This is a genomic window from uncultured Arcticibacterium sp. (assembly GCF_964021845.1).
GTDB lineage: Bacteria > Bacteroidota > Bacteroidia > Cytophagales > Spirosomataceae > Arcticibacterium.
The window spans coordinates 486,247-505,970 of record NZ_CAXHZC010000004.1 but is presented as its reverse complement, the minus strand read 5'-3'; the positions used below and the strand labels follow the sequence as shown (position 1 = coordinate 505,970).

The window sequence follows — 19,724 nt, the reverse complement described above, 5'->3', positions numbered from 1 at the left end:
TTCTTATGACAGAGGTAGCGACAGACGTGACTCTGGAAGAGGTGATGCTAGACCTCCATTTAATAGAGGCGATAAAAGAGACGACAGAGGGGAAGAAAGACATTTTAGAAAACCACCTAGAGGTAAAGGAAAAACAGAGAAATCGGGATTTTCAAGAGAAGAAAGACCAAGAAAAGGCAGGCCTGAACTATCTACTTTCAAACCAAATTTAGATAGACAAGTTGGGCCAGAAAGACCACCTCGTTATGATGCAGCTGCTCTTAAATCTAAAGCTCCTGAGCGTATCAAAGAAAAAATAATGGAAGATGCCCCTTCAAAAGAAGAGGAAATCAGACTAAATAAATACATAGCCAACGCTGGCTTGTGTAGCAGAAGAGAGGCTGATGAGCTCATAGAGTCAGGAATGATTAAGGTGAACGGAAAAGTAGTAACCGAAATGGGCTACAAAGTAAAAGACAGCGACACCATAAAATATGGTAAAGATGTTTTGAACCGTGAAAGAATGATGTACATCCTTCTTAATAAGCCAAAAGACTTCATAACCACAATGGACGACCCAAAGGAGCGTAAAACTGTTATGGATCTAGTGGGTGGAGCTTGTAAAGAAAGAGTTTATCCAGTAGGAAGGTTAGATAGAAATACCACTGGTTTATTATTACTAACTAATGATGGCGAGTTAACGGAGAAACTAACACATCCTACTAACGACATCAAGAAAATTTACCAAGCAGAATTAGACCAACCTATTACTACCGAGCACTTTGAGGCCATCAAAGCGGGTATTGAGCTAGAAGATGGTTTTGTAAAACCAGACCAACTAGCTTTAGTAACTCCTGATGCACACGTAGTAGGAATAGAAATACACTCAGGAAAAAATAGAATTGTAAGAAGGATATTTGAAAACTTTGGATACGAGGTTACAAAATTAGACAGAACAACTTTTGCTGGATTAACAAAAAAGGATTTGCCTAGAGGAAAATGGCGTTTTCTTAATGAAAAAGAGCTAATCAGATTGAAATACATGATCTAATGGTTTTTTGCTAATCCGTTGAAAACCTACTATTTTAGTACAAATAAACCTTAAACCAAATATAGAAATGTTAGACAATCTGAAAAACAAAGCAGGTGACTTAGCCAATAAGGCAAAAGACACCGCCGCTAAGACTGTAGATACTGCTGCCGACGCTGCTGGTAACGTAGCAAATGCTGCTACTGATGCGGCTGGAAACGCTGCAAATGCCGCTACCGATGCTGCAGGAAGTGTTGCTAAAGGAGCAACTGATGCTGTGGAAGGTACTGCAAATGCAGCCAAAAACGTAGCTAGTGAAGCCACAGGTGCAGCTAGTGCTGCTGCCGGTAAAGCAAAAGGTGCTGTTTCTGGATTAGCAGATGAGGCCACTGAAGCCACTTCTAAAGCTAAAGCTGCCGCTTCAAAAATGGCAGACGAAGCTTCTGAAAAGTTTGATGATATAAAAGAAGACGCTAGCGAAGCATTTGACGATGCTAAAGCAAAAGCGAAAGAATTTGCTGGAGATGCTGAAGAAGCTGTAAACAAAGCCAAAGAAAAAGTGAAGGACTTTGTAGACAGTGAAAAGGTTCAAAACCTTAAAGCTGAGGCTTCTGAAAAATTTGAAGATATGAAAGATGATATGGAGGAAGCAACTGAAAAAGCAAAAGCGAAAGCCTCTGAATTAGCCGATGAGGCAGAAGAAGCAGTAGAAGAAATTACAAAAAAAGCAAAAGGCTTTTGGAGTAAGCTCTTTGGGAAATAATAAAAATACGCAATCATAAAAAAGCCTCTTCCTTTTAAAGGAAGAGGCTTTTTCTTTGTTGTACTGCTAAAGATTAATCTAAAACTACCCTCCTACTAATTCCATCTTCACCCTGACTCACTATCACAAAGTGTGTTCCTTTAAGACCCTTCTTTAAATCTATTTGCCCTACAAATTCTCCTTTAAAGTCCTTCGTTTCTTTTTGAGCTACCACTTTACCTTTGGTGTCAATTACTGAAATACTTACATCGCCCTCTTGAGGTGCAAAAAACTTCACATTAATAACATCAGAGTTAGGCTTGTTTGGGAAAACATCTAAAGAACGAATTGGGCTATTACCAACCTCTGCCAATACGTTATCAGACCAAGCATAAAAACGAGGTAAGTGCTTTTCTATTCTATAAGGAATTTCCTCTCCAAGCATTTTCATATTATCACCAAAACGCTCCATTTCTATTTCAAAATCTTCCTTCCAGTCGTTCCCTCCTTTTCTGTTTTTCTTATAGATTCTAACTTCATTATCATGCTCGCTATCATAATGCTGCCATACACCGTTTTCGTCTTCTGATAGCTCAAGCTCTTCATCTTGCTCCCCCATGAAAACGTCTCTATCGTCTTCTATCACCACTTTCAGCCTTTTCTTACTATTTACATCACCTATAAGTGAGTCTTGCACATTCTCAATCACAGCATCCCTTTCGGCATCTGTCATGCCCGCCGTGTTAATTTTTCTTACCGTAACTTCTTTTTCGCCATCTACTATTTTTTCTACACGAATTGTTACGGTTGACGACTCACTTTGGGCGTAAACCATGGAGCTCATGAAAGCCAAACAGGCTAATATTGCTAACTTTTTCATAATTAAGTTTTAGTTTTTTATAATTTGTACTGTAGTGCTTTAGCACCTTAACAACACAAATCTATATTATTCATTTCTTAATTTTTGTTAAAGAAACTTAATGTCTCTGCGTCCTAGTACTCGAAAAGAATGAAACGAATAGAAATTCGGAAAGATAATTGTAGCACATATTCTGAACAATTTTCCACGACTTCATCGTTGTTAAAATATGATACGTAAAATTTCCTATATCCTTAGTTTTCTATTCATCGTTCAATTTTCTTTTGCGTCAGCTCCAGTTACCTCTTCCGAGAGCGTCGAGGTAGTTGTCAATAAAAAAGGCAAGAGGAAGAAAAATGGTCGTTACAAAAAACGACGAGGTCTATTCAAAAGAATTTTCAAAGGGAAAAGCAACTGCGACTGTCCAAAACACTAGAATTTGTGACAGAAAAAAGAAATAATATATACGAGTTACATCTTAAAGAACTTCAATTAAAAGATGGCAGTGAACCCTCAAAAGCTATAGCGTTTGACTTTCAAAATCATGATAACATTTTTGAACTATTAGAACGCTTCAAAAACAGAGAACTCTTTGAAAATAAAAATGATAATATAGAATTTATGGTTGGCTTAAAGCTATTCAGTGAGGTAATTCTAAAAAACAAGAAACACCCCATATTTGAAGAATTTGCCCCAGCATTTGGTCAATTAATGAAGAAGCTTAAAGGAAAATAGTTAGCATTATTATTCCCCGCAAATTCCAACTAGAAAGAAAGTCTCATTAATTAGCACTTTACAAAGTTCTAATTCTGATTAACCGCAGTTAAATCCGTTGATATTTAATTTTCCGCAAATAGCTTCTAAATCTTTTTTGTATTTTTCTAATTTCCAAAGTACATTTGACACCCGTTAGGATATGCCACATTTGTGGGAAATCTTTCATTCAAAACTTAAGCATAAAAACGATCAATGAGCGTACTTGTCAATAAGGATTCAAAAGTTATAGTACAAGGTTTTACAGGAACAGAGGGAACCTTCCATGCAGGTCAAATGATAGAATATGGCACTAATGTAGTGGGTGGTGTAACCCCAGGCAAAGGTGGTCAGACTCATTTAGACAGACCTGTTTTTAATACTGTAGAAGAGGCCGTTGAAAAGGCTGGAGCTAATGTTTCCATAATTTTTGTACCTCCAGGGTTTGCAGCTGATGCAATCATGGAAGCTGCTGATGCGGGTATTAAAGTAATTGTTTGTATCACAGAAGGAATTCCAACTAAAGATATGATTACTGCCAAGTCTTACATCAAAGGCATGGACTGTACATTAATAGGACCTAACTGCCCAGGTGTAATTACACCAGGCGAAGCGAAAGTTGGTATTATGCCAGGTTTTGTATTCAAAAAAGGAAAAATCGGTATTGTATCTAAATCAGGTACTTTAACCTATGAAGCTTCTGACCAAATAGTAAAAGCTGGTTTAGGAGTTTCTACAGCTATCGGAATTGGTGGTGACCCTATCATTGGAACATCTACTAAACAAGCTGTACAATTATTAATGGAAGACCCTGAAACAGAGGCTATCGTTATGATTGGAGAAATTGGAGGAAACTATGAAGCTGAAGCTTCTAGATGGATAAAAGAGCAAGGCAATCCTAAGCCAGTAGTTGGTTTTATTGCTGGTCAAACTGCACCAAAAGGTAAAAGAATGGGACACGCAGGTGCTATAATTGGTGGTGCTGATGATACTGCAGAAGCTAAAATGAAAATTATGGCTGAATGTGGAATTCACGTTTGTAAGTCTCCTGCCGAAATCGGCGAAGTGATGCTTAAAGCTCTTGGCAAATAAGCCAAACATTTTAAAATCTTAATGAAGAGATTGCCCATAAGGGCAATCTCTTTTTTTGTGCTCTTTTAAAATTAAAATGAGAATCAAGCACAATTATCTTATATTTGTTTAACTAGAACTATTTTTCAGTGAACAATATTAAAGATTCTTTTACCATCAATGACCTCGAGAACATCTCAGGCATTAAGGCACATACCATACGTATTTGGGAAAAACGTTATGATTTACTCCAACCTGAAAGACTTAACAGAAACGTCAGGTTATATAACCTAGAGAGTTTACAAAAAATCCTTAATGTTGCTTTGCTTAATAAGCATGGAATAAAGATTTCTAAGATTGCTAAACTTTCTGAAGAAGAGATAATCCTAAAGACACGAGAGTTCGTAAATCAGGCATTCAAGAACGATAAAGCATTAGTACTCCTAAAACTCTGCATGTATAATTTTGATACCTCACTTTTTAACGAGATTTATGGAGAGCAGCTACAGACGAAAACCTTTAGTGAAATATTTCTTGACCTTTATGTACCTTTCTTAGAATTTGTAGGGTTAAACTGGCAGACAAACTCCATTAATCCAGCTCATGAGCACTTCATAAGTAATCTGATTTATCAAAAGATTCAGGTGAACATTGAAAACCTTGATTGGAATACAGAGAAGGATACGGATGCTACTTATGTAATTTACTTGCCTGAAGAGGAAATGCACGAAATAGGTATTCTATATTTTAATTACGAACTATTACTTCGTCATAAGAAAACTATTTACCTCGGTAGAAGTGTGCCTATTTCAGATTTAGTATCGCTCCAGAATCAGTTCAAGAAAGTTGTTTGGATAAGTCAGTTTACTGTATCACCTAAGTCAGACCATATAGAGATTTACCTAGAACAAGTGAAAGAACTCTTAATAGGTAATGGAAATGAATACTGGGCTATTAGCTATCGTTTGAAAGACTTGAAAATTAATACAGACCACAATAATCTTAAAACATTCACTTCAATTAAAGATGCAATTAAAAGTTTATAATTAATTACACTCTGTTTAATTAATTACTATTTTTGTTAAACAATATGAAAAAAATATCTATTATCGGTTCAGGCTTTTCTTCCATTTCGGCAGCATGTTACCTTTCTCAAGCAGGTCATGAAGTTCAAATTTTTGAAAAGAACAAAACCATAGGAGGTCGAGCCAGAAGGTACGAAAAAGATGGCTTCACTTTTGACATAGGCCCTACTTGGTACTGGATGCCAGATGTCTTTGAAAAATTCTTTAATGACTTCAATCAGCATCCAAGTAATTTTTACACTCTTGAAAAGCTCAATCCAGGATATGAAGTCTACTTTGACAAAAACGACAGCGTTAAAGTCTCTGGTGATATTGAAGAGATTTATCAACTTTTTGAAGACACAGAAAAAGGAAGTGCAGCCGAGTTAAAGAGTTTTCTTAAACAGGCTAAAAGAAATTATGAAATAGCCGTTCAAGATTTAGTTTACCGACCAGGGAATTCGCCGTTAGAACTTATCACTTTAGAAAGTGCCACTAGATTACGCCTACTTTTTGTAAGTATTCAATCTCAAATACAGAAGAAGTTTAAAAGTCCGAGATTGAGAAAGCTGCTTGAATTCCCCGTGCTTTTTCTCGGAGCTAAACCTAGTAATACTCCTGCCATGTATAATTTCATGAACCATGCAGATTTTGGGCTTGGTACATGGCATCCTAAAGGAGGTATGTACTCCGTCATAGAAGGAATGCAAAAGTTGGCAGAATCTTTAGGAGTGATGTTCACTACCGAAGCCAACGTTGATAAGATTTTAGTAAAAGATGGAAAGATAGACGGTCTAACAGTCAATGGGAAAAAGATAGAATCTGATTTCGTATTATCAGGTGCTGACTATCATCATACAGAAACCTTACTAGATGAAAAGCACAGACAGTACTCTGAAAAATATTGGTCAAAGAAGGTTTTTGCTCCTTCTGCCCTATTGTTTTATATCGGTATAAATCACAAGCTAGAAAACCTTTCGCATCATACGCTATTCTTCGATACGGATTTTGAGCCACATGCTGCAGATATCTATGATAATCCACGCTGGCCAGAAACACCTTTATTTTATGCCAGCTTTCCTTCTATGACTGATGAGGCCTTCGCCCCTGTGGGTAAAGAAGCAGCTACTTTTTTAATCCCACTTGCTCCAGACTTGGAAGATACAGAAGAGCTTCGCCAAAAGTATTTGAAATTAATTTTAAAGCGATTAGAATCTCTTACAGGACAAGATATTCAAAATAACATGCTATTTTGTAAATCATATTGTGTAAATGATTTTAAAGAAGACTATAATTCATATAAAGGAAATGCCTATGGATTAGCCAATATTTTGACGCAGACGGCTTTTTTAAGACCAAAAATCAAGAGTAAAAAAGTGAAAAATTTGATCTTCTCAGGCCAATTAACCGTACCTGGACCAGGAGTTCCTCCTGCTCTTATCTCGGGAAAAATAGCCGCGGAGCAAATACTCCAAAACATTTAATTTATGAAACACCTATTTGATGAGCTCTCACTTCAGAGTTCAAAACTTGTTACAAAAAAATATAGCACTTCTTTCTCCTTAGCTGTTGGACTTTTATCTCCAACAATAAGACCTGCTATCTATAACATCTATGGTTTTGTTCGTTTGGCAGATGAGATTGTCGATAGTTTTCATGAATATCCTAAAGAAGAATTGTTTAACAAGTTTGAAGAAGACTATTATAGTGCCTTAAAACATGGAATAAGTTTAAATCCTATTCTTAATGCCTTTCAAAAAACAGTAAAGGAGTACGACATTGATGCGGAGCATGTATCAGCATTTATGAGCAGCATGCGAGCTGACCTAGAAAAACAAAAGTATGAGAGCCGGAAGGAGATTGACACGTATATTTATGGTTCAGCAGATGTAGTTGGACTCATGTGTTTAAAGGTTTTTGTAAAAGGAGACCATGAAAAATATTTGCTTTTAAAAGACTCTGCCATGCGTTTGGGCTCCGCTTTTCAAAAAGTCAATTTCTTAAGAGATTTAAAAGATGACTATGAAATTCTTAACCGTTCATATTTCCCAAATATTGATTTAAGAAATATTACTAAAGGTCAAAAAGAAGAGATAGTTAGAGAGATAAAAAATGATTTTGAAGAAGCATATAAGGGTATAGTAAAACTACCACTAGAGGCTAGAATGGGGGTATATGTAGCATATAGGTATTACAATCGTCTGCTGCATAAGTTAGAACAAACCCCTTCTGAAAACATCATGAATGAGCGTATAAGGGTTTCTGATTTAAGAAAACTAGCTATTCTGGGAGACTGCTACATACGCTTTAGGCTAAACAAATACTAAAATGAAAGCAATCATAATCTTACTGACACTTTGTGCATTCCCTCTAAACGATGTAAAAAACTTGTTAAATGACTTTCACAGCATTAAATCAGAAACAGAGGAAAAAGCCTTTATAAAAAAGTATGGTGTAGAAAACTCCGCCACGTATCAAGCTTATGTGTGCTCTATGGAAATGAAGCAAGCTGAGCATGCTTTTAGTCCTATTAGAAAACTAAGTATTTTTAATGATAGCAAAGACAAACTAGAAAAGCTAATTAGTAAAAACCCAGAGAATATTCATCTCAGATATATTAGATATTTAGTACAGTCCAATGCTCCATCTTTTCTATCTTACAATGATAATTTAGAAGTAGATAGAAAAATGTTAAAAGATTATATTAAGTCAAATTCTTCTGACGACACCCTGAGTAAATACATTAAGATAAAATGCTCCTTATGATTTTTGCATTAACCACATTAGTAACTTTTTTAATAATGGAAGGTGTCACTTGGTGTACACATCGTTTTATTATGCATGGCCTTTTATGGGTTTTACATGAAGACCACCATCAACCGCATGAAGGTTTTTTTGAAAAAAATGACCTCTTTTTTGTCATATTCGCTATGCCAAGTATTGCATTATTTTACTTCGGTGTGGAAGGGGGATTAAATATCCTCTTTTTCATTGGCCTTGGAATCATGCTCTACGGCTTAGCCTATTTTTTAGTGCACGATGTATTAATACATCGCCGCTTTAAATGGTTTGACAAAACCACCAATCCATATCTTAGAGGTTTAAGAAAAGCTCATAAAATGCACCACAAGCATCTTGGCAAAGAGCATGGTGAATGTTTTGGGATGTTGTACGTACCTTTAAAATATTTCAAAGTACATCAAACGGCATGACTTGGCTATACTTTCTACTTAATATTGGGTCTTTAAGTATTCCTTTTTTATATTCCTTTCACCCAAAGATGAACTTCATCAGACACTGGAAGGCAATATTTATGTCCTCGTTTATTATAGCCGTCATCTTTATAATATGGGATGTAATTTTCACTAGAAATGGCATTTGGGGTTTTAATGAAAAATACCATTTTGGCATTGAATTCTGGAGTCTTCCTTTTGAAGAGATACTCTTTTTCTTTTGCATTCCTTATGCTAGTATTTTCATACATTACTCTTTAGAATATTTTGTTCCTAAGGTAAAATTGAGTCTAACTTTGGTAAAAGCCATCACTATCTTACTTGCTATTTTAGCAGTGGTGCTAAGTATCCAGTTTTCAGATAGAGCTTATACTTTTGTTAATTTCACCTTCTTCTCCGTAGTACTAGTTGTTTCGTGGTTAACAAATTTGGAGCTTTTAAGGAGGTTTTATATTTCTTTCCTAATTATTCTAATTCCTTTTTTCATTGTCAATGGAATACTTACTGGCAGCTTTATTGAAGAGCCGGTAGTGTGGTATAACAATGCAGAAAACTTAGGTATCCGTCTTTTTACTATTCCGTTAGAAGACACTGCCTATGCCTTCAGTATGATTTTTTCTAACCTAATGCTTATGAAGTATTTTCATCTAAAAATCTCAAAATGATAACATTTAAAAGCCATTCTGGAATACATACTTTAAAAGCTGAGCAAATATTACCTATTTCGCTTGAAGAGGCTTGGTCTTTTTTCAGTTCTCCACTAAATCTTCCACGAATAACACCTTCAGACATGAGTTTTAAGGTAACTTCTGAAGTTGATAAAAAAGCTTATCCCGGTCAAATAATCAGTTATAAAGTAGGCATATTGCCTGGTGTAAGAGTTAATTGGGTTACCGAAATAACTGCAGTAAAAAGACTAAGTCACTTTATAGACGAGCAGCGTTTTGGCCCTTATACCATGTGGCATCATGAGCACTTTTTTGAGGCTTTACCAGATGGTAAGACTTTAGCTACCGACAAAGTGTCTTACAAAATACCCTTAGGACCTATCGGTAACCTGATGAACATTCTTTTTATAAAAAGTAAACTAAAACACATTTTTAGTTACCGAGCAGAAAAGCTCACCGAACTCTTTCCAAATGACTAAATCCTTAAATATTTTCTGGTTTAGAAGAGACCTAAGGTCTGAAGATAATCACGCTCTTTATGAAGCTTTAAAGAGTGGCAAAACACTTCCTATATTTATTTTTGATACCCGAATCATAGACGAGTTAGATAAAGATGATGCTCGAATTAGTTTCATATACAAAACGCTTAAGCACCTTCATCATCAGTTTAAAGGCTCGCTTAAGGTATACATAGGTGACCCTCTTAAAGTTTGGAATGAAATTATAGAGAAATTCGATGTAGAAAATGTTTTTCTCAATAAAGACTATGAGCCATATGCTTTAAAAAGAGAAGAGGCTGTAGTTGACTTATTGGCAAATAATGGAATAGCTATACACCAACTTAAAGACCAAGTAATCTTTGAAAAAGACGAGGTAGTAAAAGATAATGGAGAGCCATATACAGTTTACACGCCGTTCAAAAACAAATGGCTGAGTCAGTTTAAGGATGACTTTATACGTCCATATGCTAGTGAAGCAAATCTAGGCAACCTAATTCCTTCAAAATTTGACTTTCCCACTTTAGAGGAAATAGGTTTTAATGCATCTGAAATAAAGGTACCTGCATACACTTTTGATAAGCTTGAGAATTATGAAGATGTAAGAAACATTCCTGCCTTAGGGCAAACCTCCTACCTCAGCACTCACCTAAGATTTGGCACAATTTCCGTGAGAAAAGCCGTTAAACTCGCCAAAGAAACAAATCAAACGCTATTAAGTGAGTTAATTTGGAGAGAGTTTTTCATGCAAATTCTTTTTCACTTCCCTCATGTAGTTACCCATAGTTTTAAGCCAAAATATGATAAAATAACATGGCGAAACGCTGAGGATGATTTTAAAAAATGGTGTAATGGCGAAACAGGTTACCCAATTGTAGACGCAGGAATGCGTGAACTTAACGAAACTGGCTTGATGCATAACAGAGTAAGGATGGTTACAGCTAGTTTCCTAGTCAAACACTTACTTATAGACTGGCGAGAAGGTGAAGCGTATTTTGCAAAAAAGCTTCTGGATTATGATTTATCAGCTAATAACGGAAACTGGCAGTGGGTAGCGGGTACTGGCTGCGACGCTGCCCCGTATTTTAGAATATTTAATCCTACCTCACAACAACAGAAATTTGACCCGAAAGCTAAATATATCAGAAGGTGGGTTCAGAATTTTGATGACCTAAGCTACCCAGCTCCTATGGTAGAGCACACATTTGCCCGAAAAAGATGTCTAGAAGTCTATAAGCGGTCTTTATCTTAATTTTTATAAATTGCAACGTGCACTGTGAAGAAATAAATTGTACTATTCAGTCATTTTTTTGACTAATTATTTTACATATTTAAGTCTGTAATGCATTTCATTGCATCCTAAGTGTATTTAGAAACATTTTTACACTCTTAAAATATTTTAAAATAGCAAGCTTGATTATAAAAATATATTCAAAACTGTCATCTTTTTTCTATGTCTTGGCAAAGACTTTATTAAATAAAATGAAGCTGACTTCAGGTGGTATTTTTCTAAAAATGATACTGCCCTTGCTTACTATTTGTTACTCCACCGCTTTCTCACAGCAATACGGTCTCGGTTTTCATGGAAATGAAAAAAACAGTGACCTCAGAACATCACTAATTCTTGGAGATAAGAAAAAAATAAGTATTAGTAATGACTTTGAAATAGACTTCAAAGCCAAAACAGATTCCCATGACAATAATTTTTATGGTTATATTTTCAGATTAATAGACACCGACGACAATAACATTGACCTAATTTTTAGGAGTAACACTTTTCAATTTATTATTGGCCAGCAAAACTTTGATTTAAGTGACAAATCAAAAACACCAATAGAAACTAAAAAATGGAATAACCTTAAATTAAAGGTTGACCTCATTAGTTCAGAGGTATGTTTCTATGTTAATGAAGTTCTTTTAGTAAAGACAAAAAGTACCTCGAAATTTGCCAAGGACTTTACACTCTATTTTGGTCAAAGTCACCATCCCGGATTTAGCTATAAAGACGTGGCGGCCATGACCATTAAAGACATAAAAATAAGTTCTGAAGAAAAACTAAAACATCATTGGTCTCTAGACCAAATATCAGGAAGTATAGTTACTGATACAAAAGGGAATCTAAATGGAAAAGTGCTGAACCCAAAATGGGTAAAAAGAAAAAACTATACTTGGGAGCTGGTTTTAGATAATAACTTTGATGGTGTAATAACTACCTCTTATAACAGTCCAGAAAATCAGCTGCACATATTCTCAGAATTCAATCACTTTTCGTATAACCTTGAAGAAAACAGTTCGAATATTGAAACTTATAAGGGAGCAATACCTAAAATCACTTTTGGCGATGCTGGTGTTAGCTTTAAAGACAAAAATGGTTTTGTCCGAGTAAACAAACATCAATTCTTTCCATATAACCCTAAAGAAAGAAATTTTTTACCTAAAGTTTCTGAACCTGACACGCTTACTGAATTCTGGCATCACAACACTTATATATACCCTGAAGACACCGCTATTGTTACCATAGGTGGCTATGGCATGTTTAAATATAAGAACTCTTTCCAAAAATTTTCATTACTAACAGGTGTGTGGGAAAACCTGAATATGAGTGGAGACATCCCCGCACCGAGGTATTTAGCAGGTTTTGGAAACTCTAAAGATGCCACTACTTCCTATTATATTGGTGGTTATGGGTCTGACTCTGGAGACCAATTAATTACGCCAAAAAACTATTATGATTTCTATAAAATTGATTGGATAAATAATGAAGTATCCAAAGTATACACACTTCCAGAGCCTAAAGAGCCTTATGTTTTTGCCAACAACCTGATTTTACAGGAATCTAAGGATCTTTTTTGGGGAATTACTTTTAATCAGTTAAAACACAACTCAGAACTACAATTAGTACAGGGTTCTTTAGAAAAACCTGAGTTAACTAACATAGGGGATAAACTACCTTTCTTATTTAATGATGTTCGAAGTACAGTGAACCTTTACTTCAATGAACTTGACAAAAAACTCTTTTTAGTGCTTACGCTTCATGATATTAACATTAGCCGTACAAATGTCAAAGTTTACCAAATAAGTGCTCCGGAAGATAAAGAAACTGAAGCTACCTTCTCGTTAATATACCTTATCCCTCTTTGTCTAATTGGTCTTTTAGTTTTCTTAAGAATATATTTGAGACGAAGAAACAAAGTCGGACAGCTTTTAGATATACAAAGTGGCAGTGTAGAAATAAAACCAGTTAAACAAAAGGAATCGCCAGCTTCAGAACAAAAGAGCTCTGTCATACTCTTTGGAGAATTCCAGATTATAAATCAAAACGGAAAAGACTTCACAAGGGCTGTAAGCCCTTTACTAAAAGAGATATTTGTTTATATTTTAATGCATACCCTTAGGTGGAACAAAGGCGTAAGCACTTCCAAACTTGATGAAATGTTTTGGTATGATAAAAGTAAAGCAAGTGCTAGAAATAACAGAGCGGTGAATATCCGAAAACTAAAAAGTATTTTGGAAGAAGTTGACGGCATATCACTTGCTAAGAAAACAGGGAATTTAGAAATAGAATATGACGAGAACCTAGCCTGCATAGATTACGCTAAGTTTTTAAAAATTGCCCTTTTTGAATCGGAAAACTCAAAAGACCAAATAGACCAATTATCAAAAATAGTTCAAAGAGGAACGCTATTGCCAAATCAAGATTTTGAGTGGCTTGACAGCTTTAAAAGCGAAACTTCGAATAAAATAATTGATAAATATTTACTTTTTGCTGAGACTTTAACGCTTTCTAAAGAAAACGCAAAAGAGCAGATTGATATAGCGAATAACATTTTCCTATTCGACCCATTAGATGAAATAGCAATGAGCTTGAAATGCAGGGCTCAGCATATTTTAGGAAAACACACGCTGGCTAAGGAGACTTATGAAAAATTCGTAACTAATTACGAAAGCCTTTTTAATGAAAAGTTCGGCAAAACCTATCAACAAATACTGGAAGAATAAGTAAACATTTCGCTTCGCCCCCCCTATCTTATCAAGCCTCATCCTTACTCATAATTATCTTCTGAGTCATTACCCCCCTTATTATTCCTTATCAAAAAGGACTTAAGTATATTTTTTGGAGACCAAAATCCAATCATCATATTCCTTCTCCCAATATAGTAATTACGAGACATTATTATATTTTTCTACAAATTCTATAATTCGTTAAGCTTTTGTTAAGCTTTTATTAACACACTTTATGTATAATTACAATTATTAATTTTTTTTAGTAATTCAATGTTACTTTTTAATACTTAATAATACTTTAACCTTTTTAAACCTTTCGTAGCATTAAAACGCTACAAACCCTTTCATTACTTAATATTCAATATTCCAAAACTAATTTATTACATGAGAAAAAAACTATTCCGATTGTTTCTTGCTCTGATGGCTACTGTAAGCAGTACGGCCTATGCTCAAGACGCAACAATTACAGGTAAGGTTACTGACGCATCAGGGGAAGCCCTGTATGGTGTTAACGTAACTGTAAAAGGTACCACGAAAGGTACTATAACAGGTGAAGGCGGAGTTTATAAGATAGCTGCCGCTTCAAACCAAACTTTAACTTTTAGTTATATTGGTTTTGATTCTAAAGATGTCTTGGTAGGCAATCAAACTACTATCAACGTTTCATTATCAGAAAATGCCAGTGTTCTTGGCGAGGTTGTAGTTACAGCATTTGGTATTGAGAAAGACAAGAAGAGTCTTGGATACTCCGTAACACAGGTTGAAGGAGACAAATTTACTGAGTCTAGAACAGCCAATCTTGGTAATGCATTAACTGGTAAAGTAGCCGGTGTAAATGTATCTACACCTTCTACTGGTGTAGCTGGTTCTAGTAGAGTGGTAATTAGAGGGGGGTCATCTTTAAGTGGAAACGACCAGCCTCTTTATGTTATTAACGGTGTACCTATGGACAACTCTAACCTTGGTAATGCAGGCTTATGGGGTGGAAATGACAGTGGTGACGGTTTGAGCTCTATTAATCCTGATGATATTGAGAACATCTCTGTATTGAAAGGTAATACGGCCTCTGCACTTTATGGTTCTAGAGCCTCTAACGGTGTTATCTTAATAACAACCAAGTCTGGTAAAGGAGCAAAAGGTCTTGGAATTAGCTATAACACTAACTACACTATGGACAAAGCTGTTGACCATACTGACCTTCAAGAGGTTTATGGAACTGGAATTGACGGTTTAGCTCCAACATCTTTAGCAGAAGCTTTAGACAATGGAGGTAGCTCATGGGGAGCAAGACTTGACGGTTCAAATGTAATACAGTTTGATGGTGTAGAAAGACCTTACTCTGCTACAGGGGAAGGCCTAAATGATTTCTATCGTGTAGGTAACACATGGACAAACACTTTAGCACTAGCTGGAAGTAATGACGTTGGAAATTTCAGATTCTCCGCTTCTAATCTTCAAAATGAAGATATCATGCCAAACTCTGGTTTCGATAGAACTACTTTCAATGCGAACATGAACGGTAAGTTTGGAAAATTTGACTTAGCTGTTACTGGTCAATATAGTTTGGAAAGTGCGAAAAACAGACCTAGACTTTCTGACTCTCCTGGTAATGCTAACTATACTGTAATTACAAAAGCTCCAAATATTTCATTTGCCGATTTGATGGGAGACCCTTCTAAATTAGGTGCTATGGAAGATGGCTATGAGCTTGGTCATACTAGTAACATTTATGCCACAAACCCTTTCTGGGCAGCATATCAGTTTTTACGTCTTGATGATAAAAACAGATTCTTCGGAAATGCTTCTGCCACATATCATATCACTGATTGGTTATATGTAAGAGGTAGAATTGGCACTGACTTTAATTCGGTTCGTTTTGAAACTACGGAACCTTACGGTACTGCTTACAAGCTTACTGGTGATTATAACATCACAAACAGAACTATTCGCGAAGACAATGCTGACTTATTCATTGGCTTTAACAAAGACTTTGACCAAATCAGTTTTGATGCCATAGTAGGTGGTAACCGCATGAGAAGGTCTGATGAGTCGGCTAGAGTTGGAGGTCAGGGACTTAATGTACCGTTTTTCGGTAGTGTTAATAACGTAGCGGCTACTAGTTATGGTTACGGTTTTTCAGAAACTGGAATTAACTCCATCTTTGGTTCTGCTAATATTGGATACAGAAATTTCTTATTTCTTAACCTAAGTGGAAGACAAGATCAGTTTAGTACGCTTTCTCCTGAAAACAATACTATCTTCTATCCTTCTGTAGGGCTTAGTTTTGCATTCTCTGATGTTATCCAAAACCAACCTTCTTGGTTAACCTTCGGAAAAGCTAGATTATCTTATGCACAAGTAGGTGGTGGAGCTCCTGGAGCATATACCAACAACTTGACTTATAGATTAGAAGGCTATCAGCATGACGGTGCTGTTTTAGGAAACATCAACAATGGTTCTATTCCTAATCCTAACCTTAAGCCATTTCTTTCTAGTGAAATTGAATTTGGTTTAGATTTAAGATTCTTGAAAAACAGATTAGGTCTTGATTTTGCTGTTTATCAAAGAAATACAGTAGATGACATCCTTAATACTTCTATCTCTGGAACTTCTGGATACGGAAGTACTTCTATTAACGTAGGTGAGCTAGAAAACAAAGGTGTTGAGTTTTTGATAACTGGTACACCAATTAAGAAGGGTGACTTCACTTGGGATTTATCTCTTAACTTTTCTAGGAACATCTCTAAGGTTCTTAACCTTGGGACAAATGCAAAAGGAGAGAACATTGAATTTCTTAACTTAGAAGAAGCAAGATCAAGACAAGAAAGAATCAGACACTATGTAGGTGAGCAATTAGGTGTGATAGCTGGTTATAAGCAAGCGACCATCGATGGTGTTCCTGTTTATAGTGATGCTGGTTACCCTGTTAGAGGTGATTTTGAAATGTTAGCTTTGGGAAGACACCCAATTAGTGCAGGTTTCTCAAATACATTCTCTTACAAAAACCTAAGCTTAAGTTTCTTAATTGACATGCGTCAAGGTGGAAACATGATGTCAGGCACAAACCTTGGACTTCACTCTGCTGGTCTTCATAAAGGAACATTAGAAGGAAGAGAAGATGGACTTACTGTAACTGGTGTAACAGCTGCAGGCGAAGCCAAAACATGGCAAATTGCCCCATCAGATGTAGATCAATATTACCAAGAGTACAGAACTATTACTGAAAACTTCATTTATGATAGTTCATTCGGTAAGTTGAGAGAGCTTTCTTTAGGCTACAGCCTTCCATCTAGCCTATTAGCTAAGACTCCTTTTGCGTCGGCTAAAGTATCTGCCGTTGGTAGAAACTTAGCTCTATTATGGTCAAGCGTTCCTAACATAGACCCAGAAAGTGGTTATACAAACATTGGTGGAGCTCAAGGTCTTGAGTACTTCTCTATGCCAACCACAAGAAACCTTGGTTTTAACCTTGCACTTTCTTTCTAATTCAAAAAAAAGACTTTAAAGATGAAGAAAAACATAAAACAAATAGCTCTTTTCACCCTTGCTGCATTAACATTTGCATCTTGTGATGAAGACAAACTCACCGAGTTAAACATAGACAAAAACTCTCCTACTTCTATTGACATGGGTTACCTGTTAGCTTACAGTCAATTGCGAGTGGCGGGTAGTAGATACGAAAGCTGGAGAACTAACCTAATTTATAGTTCTACCATGATCCAGCATAATGCTACTTTAGCTGGCTACTGGTCAGGTGACAAGTATTACTATAACTCTTCTTATAGTGGGGCGTATTGGGAAAGTCACTATACAAACCCAATCAAAAACCTTACAGAGGTAGTTGACAAAACCGCTGGAATCCCAGAACTGGCAAATATTCATGCTGCAGCTCAAATAATGAGAGCCTTTGACTTGCATAGAATAACTGACCTTTATGGTGATGTACCTTACCTTCAAGCTGGACGTGGAGTAGCAGATCAAGCTAACTGGTTCCCTACTTATGACAGCCAAGAAGTGATTTATCAAAACCTTATTGCTGATGTAAAAGCAGCAAGAGATGAATTCTCAGAGTCTGCGAATGCTTTAGGTGACCAAGATGTCTTATTCAAAGGTGACCTAGTTAAATGGAGAAAATTCGCAAATTCTTTATTGATGAGAATAGCGATGAGAATGAGTAATGTAGACGAAGCTACTGCCAGTGCAGTATTTGCAGAAGCTTTTGCTAGTGGAGCCATTGATGGTACAGACTCTAATGCTTTTTTAGTTCAACAACTAGGAAACGGTGGAGATACAAACTACAATGGAACCTCATTGGTTTACGCAAATCACTCAGGTGGTGGTGGTGACGATAACGCCAGAATCTCTAAAACTTTTATGGATTGGATGAATGCTAACAATGACCCAAGAAAGATGATCATTGTAGGTGGTGTTGGTAATTTTTATGACAGCAGCACATGGAATACAGATCCTGATGCTCAGCAAGGTTTACCGAATGGTTATACAAGTACTACTATCAAAAACATACTTCCTGATTTTGGTACTTATAATGATTACAGTTTCCCAAATCCTGAAATTTTAGACTTAGACGACCCTACACCTTTCATCTCGCATGCAGAAGTTGAATTCATGAAGGCAGAAGCTGCCCTTAAAGGATGGATTTCTGGAAGTGCAGAGGCTTACTTTAATGCTGGTGTTACCGCAGCAATGGATTCTTGGTCTCTTTTTAAAGTAGCTACTCCAGCTCCTGAAGAAGTTAGTGCTTACATTGAAGGTTTAGGTTTTGGTTCTGCTGATAATCAATTAGAATTGATTGGTGAGCAATACTGGGCTGCTACTTATTTGAACCATATCGAGTCTTGGGCAAACTACAGACGTTCTGGATTCCCAGCGTTAGTACCAACTTCTGACCCAAATAACGTAACAGGCGGAACTATCCCTCGTAGGTTAAGATATTATGAAGATGAGGCTGGAAGTAACCCTAGCAGTTATACTGCTGCGGTGGCTGCTCAAGGTCCAGATTTAATGACTACCCGCATGTGGTGGGATAAATAATCTTAATTGATTTATATTAAAAAGGCTGTTTCGATAATCGAAACAGCCTTTTTGCTTTTAAGAAGATTGTGATTAATTCAATTCCTCAATTCTTTGATCATAAAGTTTTTTACTTTCTTCTACAGCTACATTAAGCTCATTCATGATACCATCTACTCTGCCTTCAATACTCTCTAACTGAGCGTTAATATTATCAAAAGAATTTAAGGCTACCGCCACCTCTAAAGCCTTTACCACATCCACCGCATCTGTATGAAGTAGTCTTAATTTATCAATGGCTTTTGAGGTATTCACTAGCGTGCCATTATATTTTACTCTAGCCGTTTTAATTGCTTTTGAAAGGTCTGCTTTACTTTTAGCGTCAGATAAACTATTGGTTTGCTCTTCCATGGCAGTAAATAAGCCCTCCGCTTTCGCTTTTAGATCCTCATATTCTTTCGTTAAATCCTTCACTCGCTTATCCACTTTTTCCCAATTGCCATACACTTTGGCAAATTCCTTATCCTCGTTTTTGGCATCTGCCAAAGCGGCCTGTAATCCACTCAATGAACTGAGGCCCTTTGTTACATTTTCGTTTGTAGTGTTTTTATCTTTTTCAAAAGTCTCCACTTGTTTTTGAAAAGCGGCTTTCAGTCTTGGCAAATCTTCTGGGCTTTTATTTTTCCAACAAGAGCTTGCTATCAAACTCAAGAGAAATAAAGGGGCAAGTATTTTTTTCATTTGATTTATTTTTTTGAACAATCTCCAAAACTAACATTTTCAAAACACAAT

The 19,724-nt window shown here is 36.2% G+C and carries 17 protein-coding genes; 15 read left to right on the top strand and 2 right to left on the bottom strand.

Features of this window, described 5'->3' with window-relative positions; translation table 11 throughout:
• Both AADJ06_RS14525 and AADJ06_RS14520 read left to right on the top strand, forming a co-directional pair.
• On the top strand, nucleotides 1–1,030 hold a 1,030-nt coding region (locus tag AADJ06_RS14525), incomplete at its 5' end, for a pseudouridine synthase (RefSeq protein WP_341227199.1).
• A gap of 67 nt (nucleotides 1,031–1,097) precedes the next feature.
• Complete coding sequence (locus AADJ06_RS14520) at nucleotides 1,098–1,772, top strand: hypothetical protein (protein WP_341227198.1); 675 nt, start codon at nucleotides 1,098–1,100, stop codon at nucleotides 1,770–1,772.
• A gap of 73 nt (nucleotides 1,773–1,845) precedes the next feature.
• Here AADJ06_RS14520 and AADJ06_RS14515 read toward each other — a convergent pair whose 3' ends face one another.
• On the bottom strand, nucleotides 1,846–2,631 hold the full coding sequence (locus AADJ06_RS14515) for a T9SS type A sorting domain-containing protein (RefSeq protein ID WP_341227197.1): 786 nt from the start codon (nucleotides 2,629–2,631) through the stop codon (nucleotides 1,846–1,848).
• Nucleotides 2,632–3,051: 420 nt separating this feature from the next.
• Between AADJ06_RS14515 and AADJ06_RS14510 the strand changes: the two genes are divergently transcribed.
• From AADJ06_RS14510 to AADJ06_RS14450, 13 genes are all read left to right on the top strand, one after another.
• Entirely contained in the window at nucleotides 3,052–3,345 is a 294-nt protein-coding gene (locus tag AADJ06_RS14510) for a DUF3861 domain-containing protein (RefSeq protein WP_341227196.1), read from the top strand.
• Nucleotides 3,346–3,579: 234 nt separating this feature from the next.
• On the top strand, nucleotides 3,580–4,455 hold the full coding sequence (sucD, locus tag AADJ06_RS14505; protein ID WP_341227195.1) for a succinate--CoA ligase subunit alpha: 876 nt from the start codon (nucleotides 3,580–3,582) through the stop codon (nucleotides 4,453–4,455).
• Between the two features lie 128 nt (nucleotides 4,456–4,583).
• A complete protein-coding gene (locus tag AADJ06_RS14500; protein WP_341227194.1) occupies nucleotides 4,584–5,480 on the top strand; it encodes a MerR family transcriptional regulator in 897 nt (298 codons plus the stop codon).
• 44 nt (nucleotides 5,481–5,524) lie between these two features.
• Nucleotides 5,525–6,982: a phytoene desaturase family protein gene (gene crtI, locus AADJ06_RS14495; RefSeq protein ID WP_341227193.1), complete on the top strand. Its 1,458-nt coding sequence runs from the start codon at nucleotides 5,525–5,527 to the stop codon at nucleotides 6,980–6,982.
• Nucleotides 6,983–6,985: 3 nt separating this feature from the next.
• A complete protein-coding gene (locus AADJ06_RS14490) occupies nucleotides 6,986–7,825 on the top strand; it encodes a phytoene/squalene synthase family protein (protein ID WP_341227192.1) in 840 nt (279 codons plus the stop codon).
• Nucleotide 7,826: 1 nt separating this feature from the next.
• A complete protein-coding gene (locus AADJ06_RS14485) occupies nucleotides 7,827–8,264 on the top strand; it encodes a hypothetical protein (RefSeq protein WP_341227191.1) in 438 nt (145 codons plus the stop codon).
• On the top strand, nucleotides 8,261–8,710 hold the full coding sequence (locus AADJ06_RS14480; RefSeq protein ID WP_341227190.1) for a beta-carotene hydroxylase: 450 nt from the start codon (nucleotides 8,261–8,263) through the stop codon (nucleotides 8,708–8,710). The genes AADJ06_RS14485 and AADJ06_RS14480 overlap by 4 nt, the downstream gene beginning before the upstream one ends.
• Nucleotides 8,707–9,396, top strand: a complete 690-nt coding sequence (locus AADJ06_RS14475; RefSeq protein WP_341227189.1) for a lycopene cyclase domain-containing protein — start codon at nucleotides 8,707–8,709, stop codon at nucleotides 9,394–9,396. Before AADJ06_RS14480 ends, AADJ06_RS14475 begins: the two co-directional genes overlap by 4 nt.
• Complete coding sequence (locus AADJ06_RS14470; protein ID WP_341227188.1) at nucleotides 9,393–9,878, top strand: SRPBCC family protein; 486 nt, start codon at nucleotides 9,393–9,395, stop codon at nucleotides 9,876–9,878. The genes AADJ06_RS14475 and AADJ06_RS14470 overlap by 4 nt, the downstream gene beginning before the upstream one ends.
• Nucleotides 9,871–11,148 carry a deoxyribodipyrimidine photo-lyase gene (locus AADJ06_RS14465; RefSeq protein WP_341227187.1) on the top strand — a complete coding sequence of 426 codons (1,278 nt, stop codon included), beginning with the start codon at nucleotides 9,871–9,873 and terminating at the stop codon, nucleotides 11,146–11,148. Before AADJ06_RS14470 ends, AADJ06_RS14465 begins: the two co-directional genes overlap by 8 nt.
• Nucleotides 11,149–11,378: 230 nt before the next feature.
• A complete protein-coding gene (locus AADJ06_RS14460; RefSeq protein WP_341227186.1) occupies nucleotides 11,379–13,895 on the top strand; it encodes a hypothetical protein in 2,517 nt (838 codons plus the stop codon).
• A 390-nt stretch (nucleotides 13,896–14,285) separates the two neighbouring features.
• On the top strand, nucleotides 14,286–17,387 hold the full coding sequence (locus AADJ06_RS14455) for a SusC/RagA family TonB-linked outer membrane protein (RefSeq protein ID WP_341227185.1): 3,102 nt from the start codon (nucleotides 14,286–14,288) through the stop codon (nucleotides 17,385–17,387).
• A 21-nt stretch (nucleotides 17,388–17,408) separates the two neighbouring features.
• Nucleotides 17,409–18,953, top strand: coding sequence for a SusD/RagB family nutrient-binding outer membrane lipoprotein (locus tag AADJ06_RS14450; RefSeq protein WP_341227184.1), 1,545 nt, complete (start codon nucleotides 17,409–17,411; stop codon nucleotides 18,951–18,953).
• Nucleotides 18,954–19,025: 72 nt separating this feature from the next.
• On the opposite strand, the gene AADJ06_RS14445 is transcribed toward AADJ06_RS14450, so the two are convergent.
• On the bottom strand, nucleotides 19,026–19,673 hold the full coding sequence (locus AADJ06_RS14445) for a hypothetical protein (RefSeq protein WP_341227183.1): 648 nt from the start codon (nucleotides 19,671–19,673) through the stop codon (nucleotides 19,026–19,028).
• Nucleotides 19,674–19,724 lie beyond the last annotated feature (51 nt).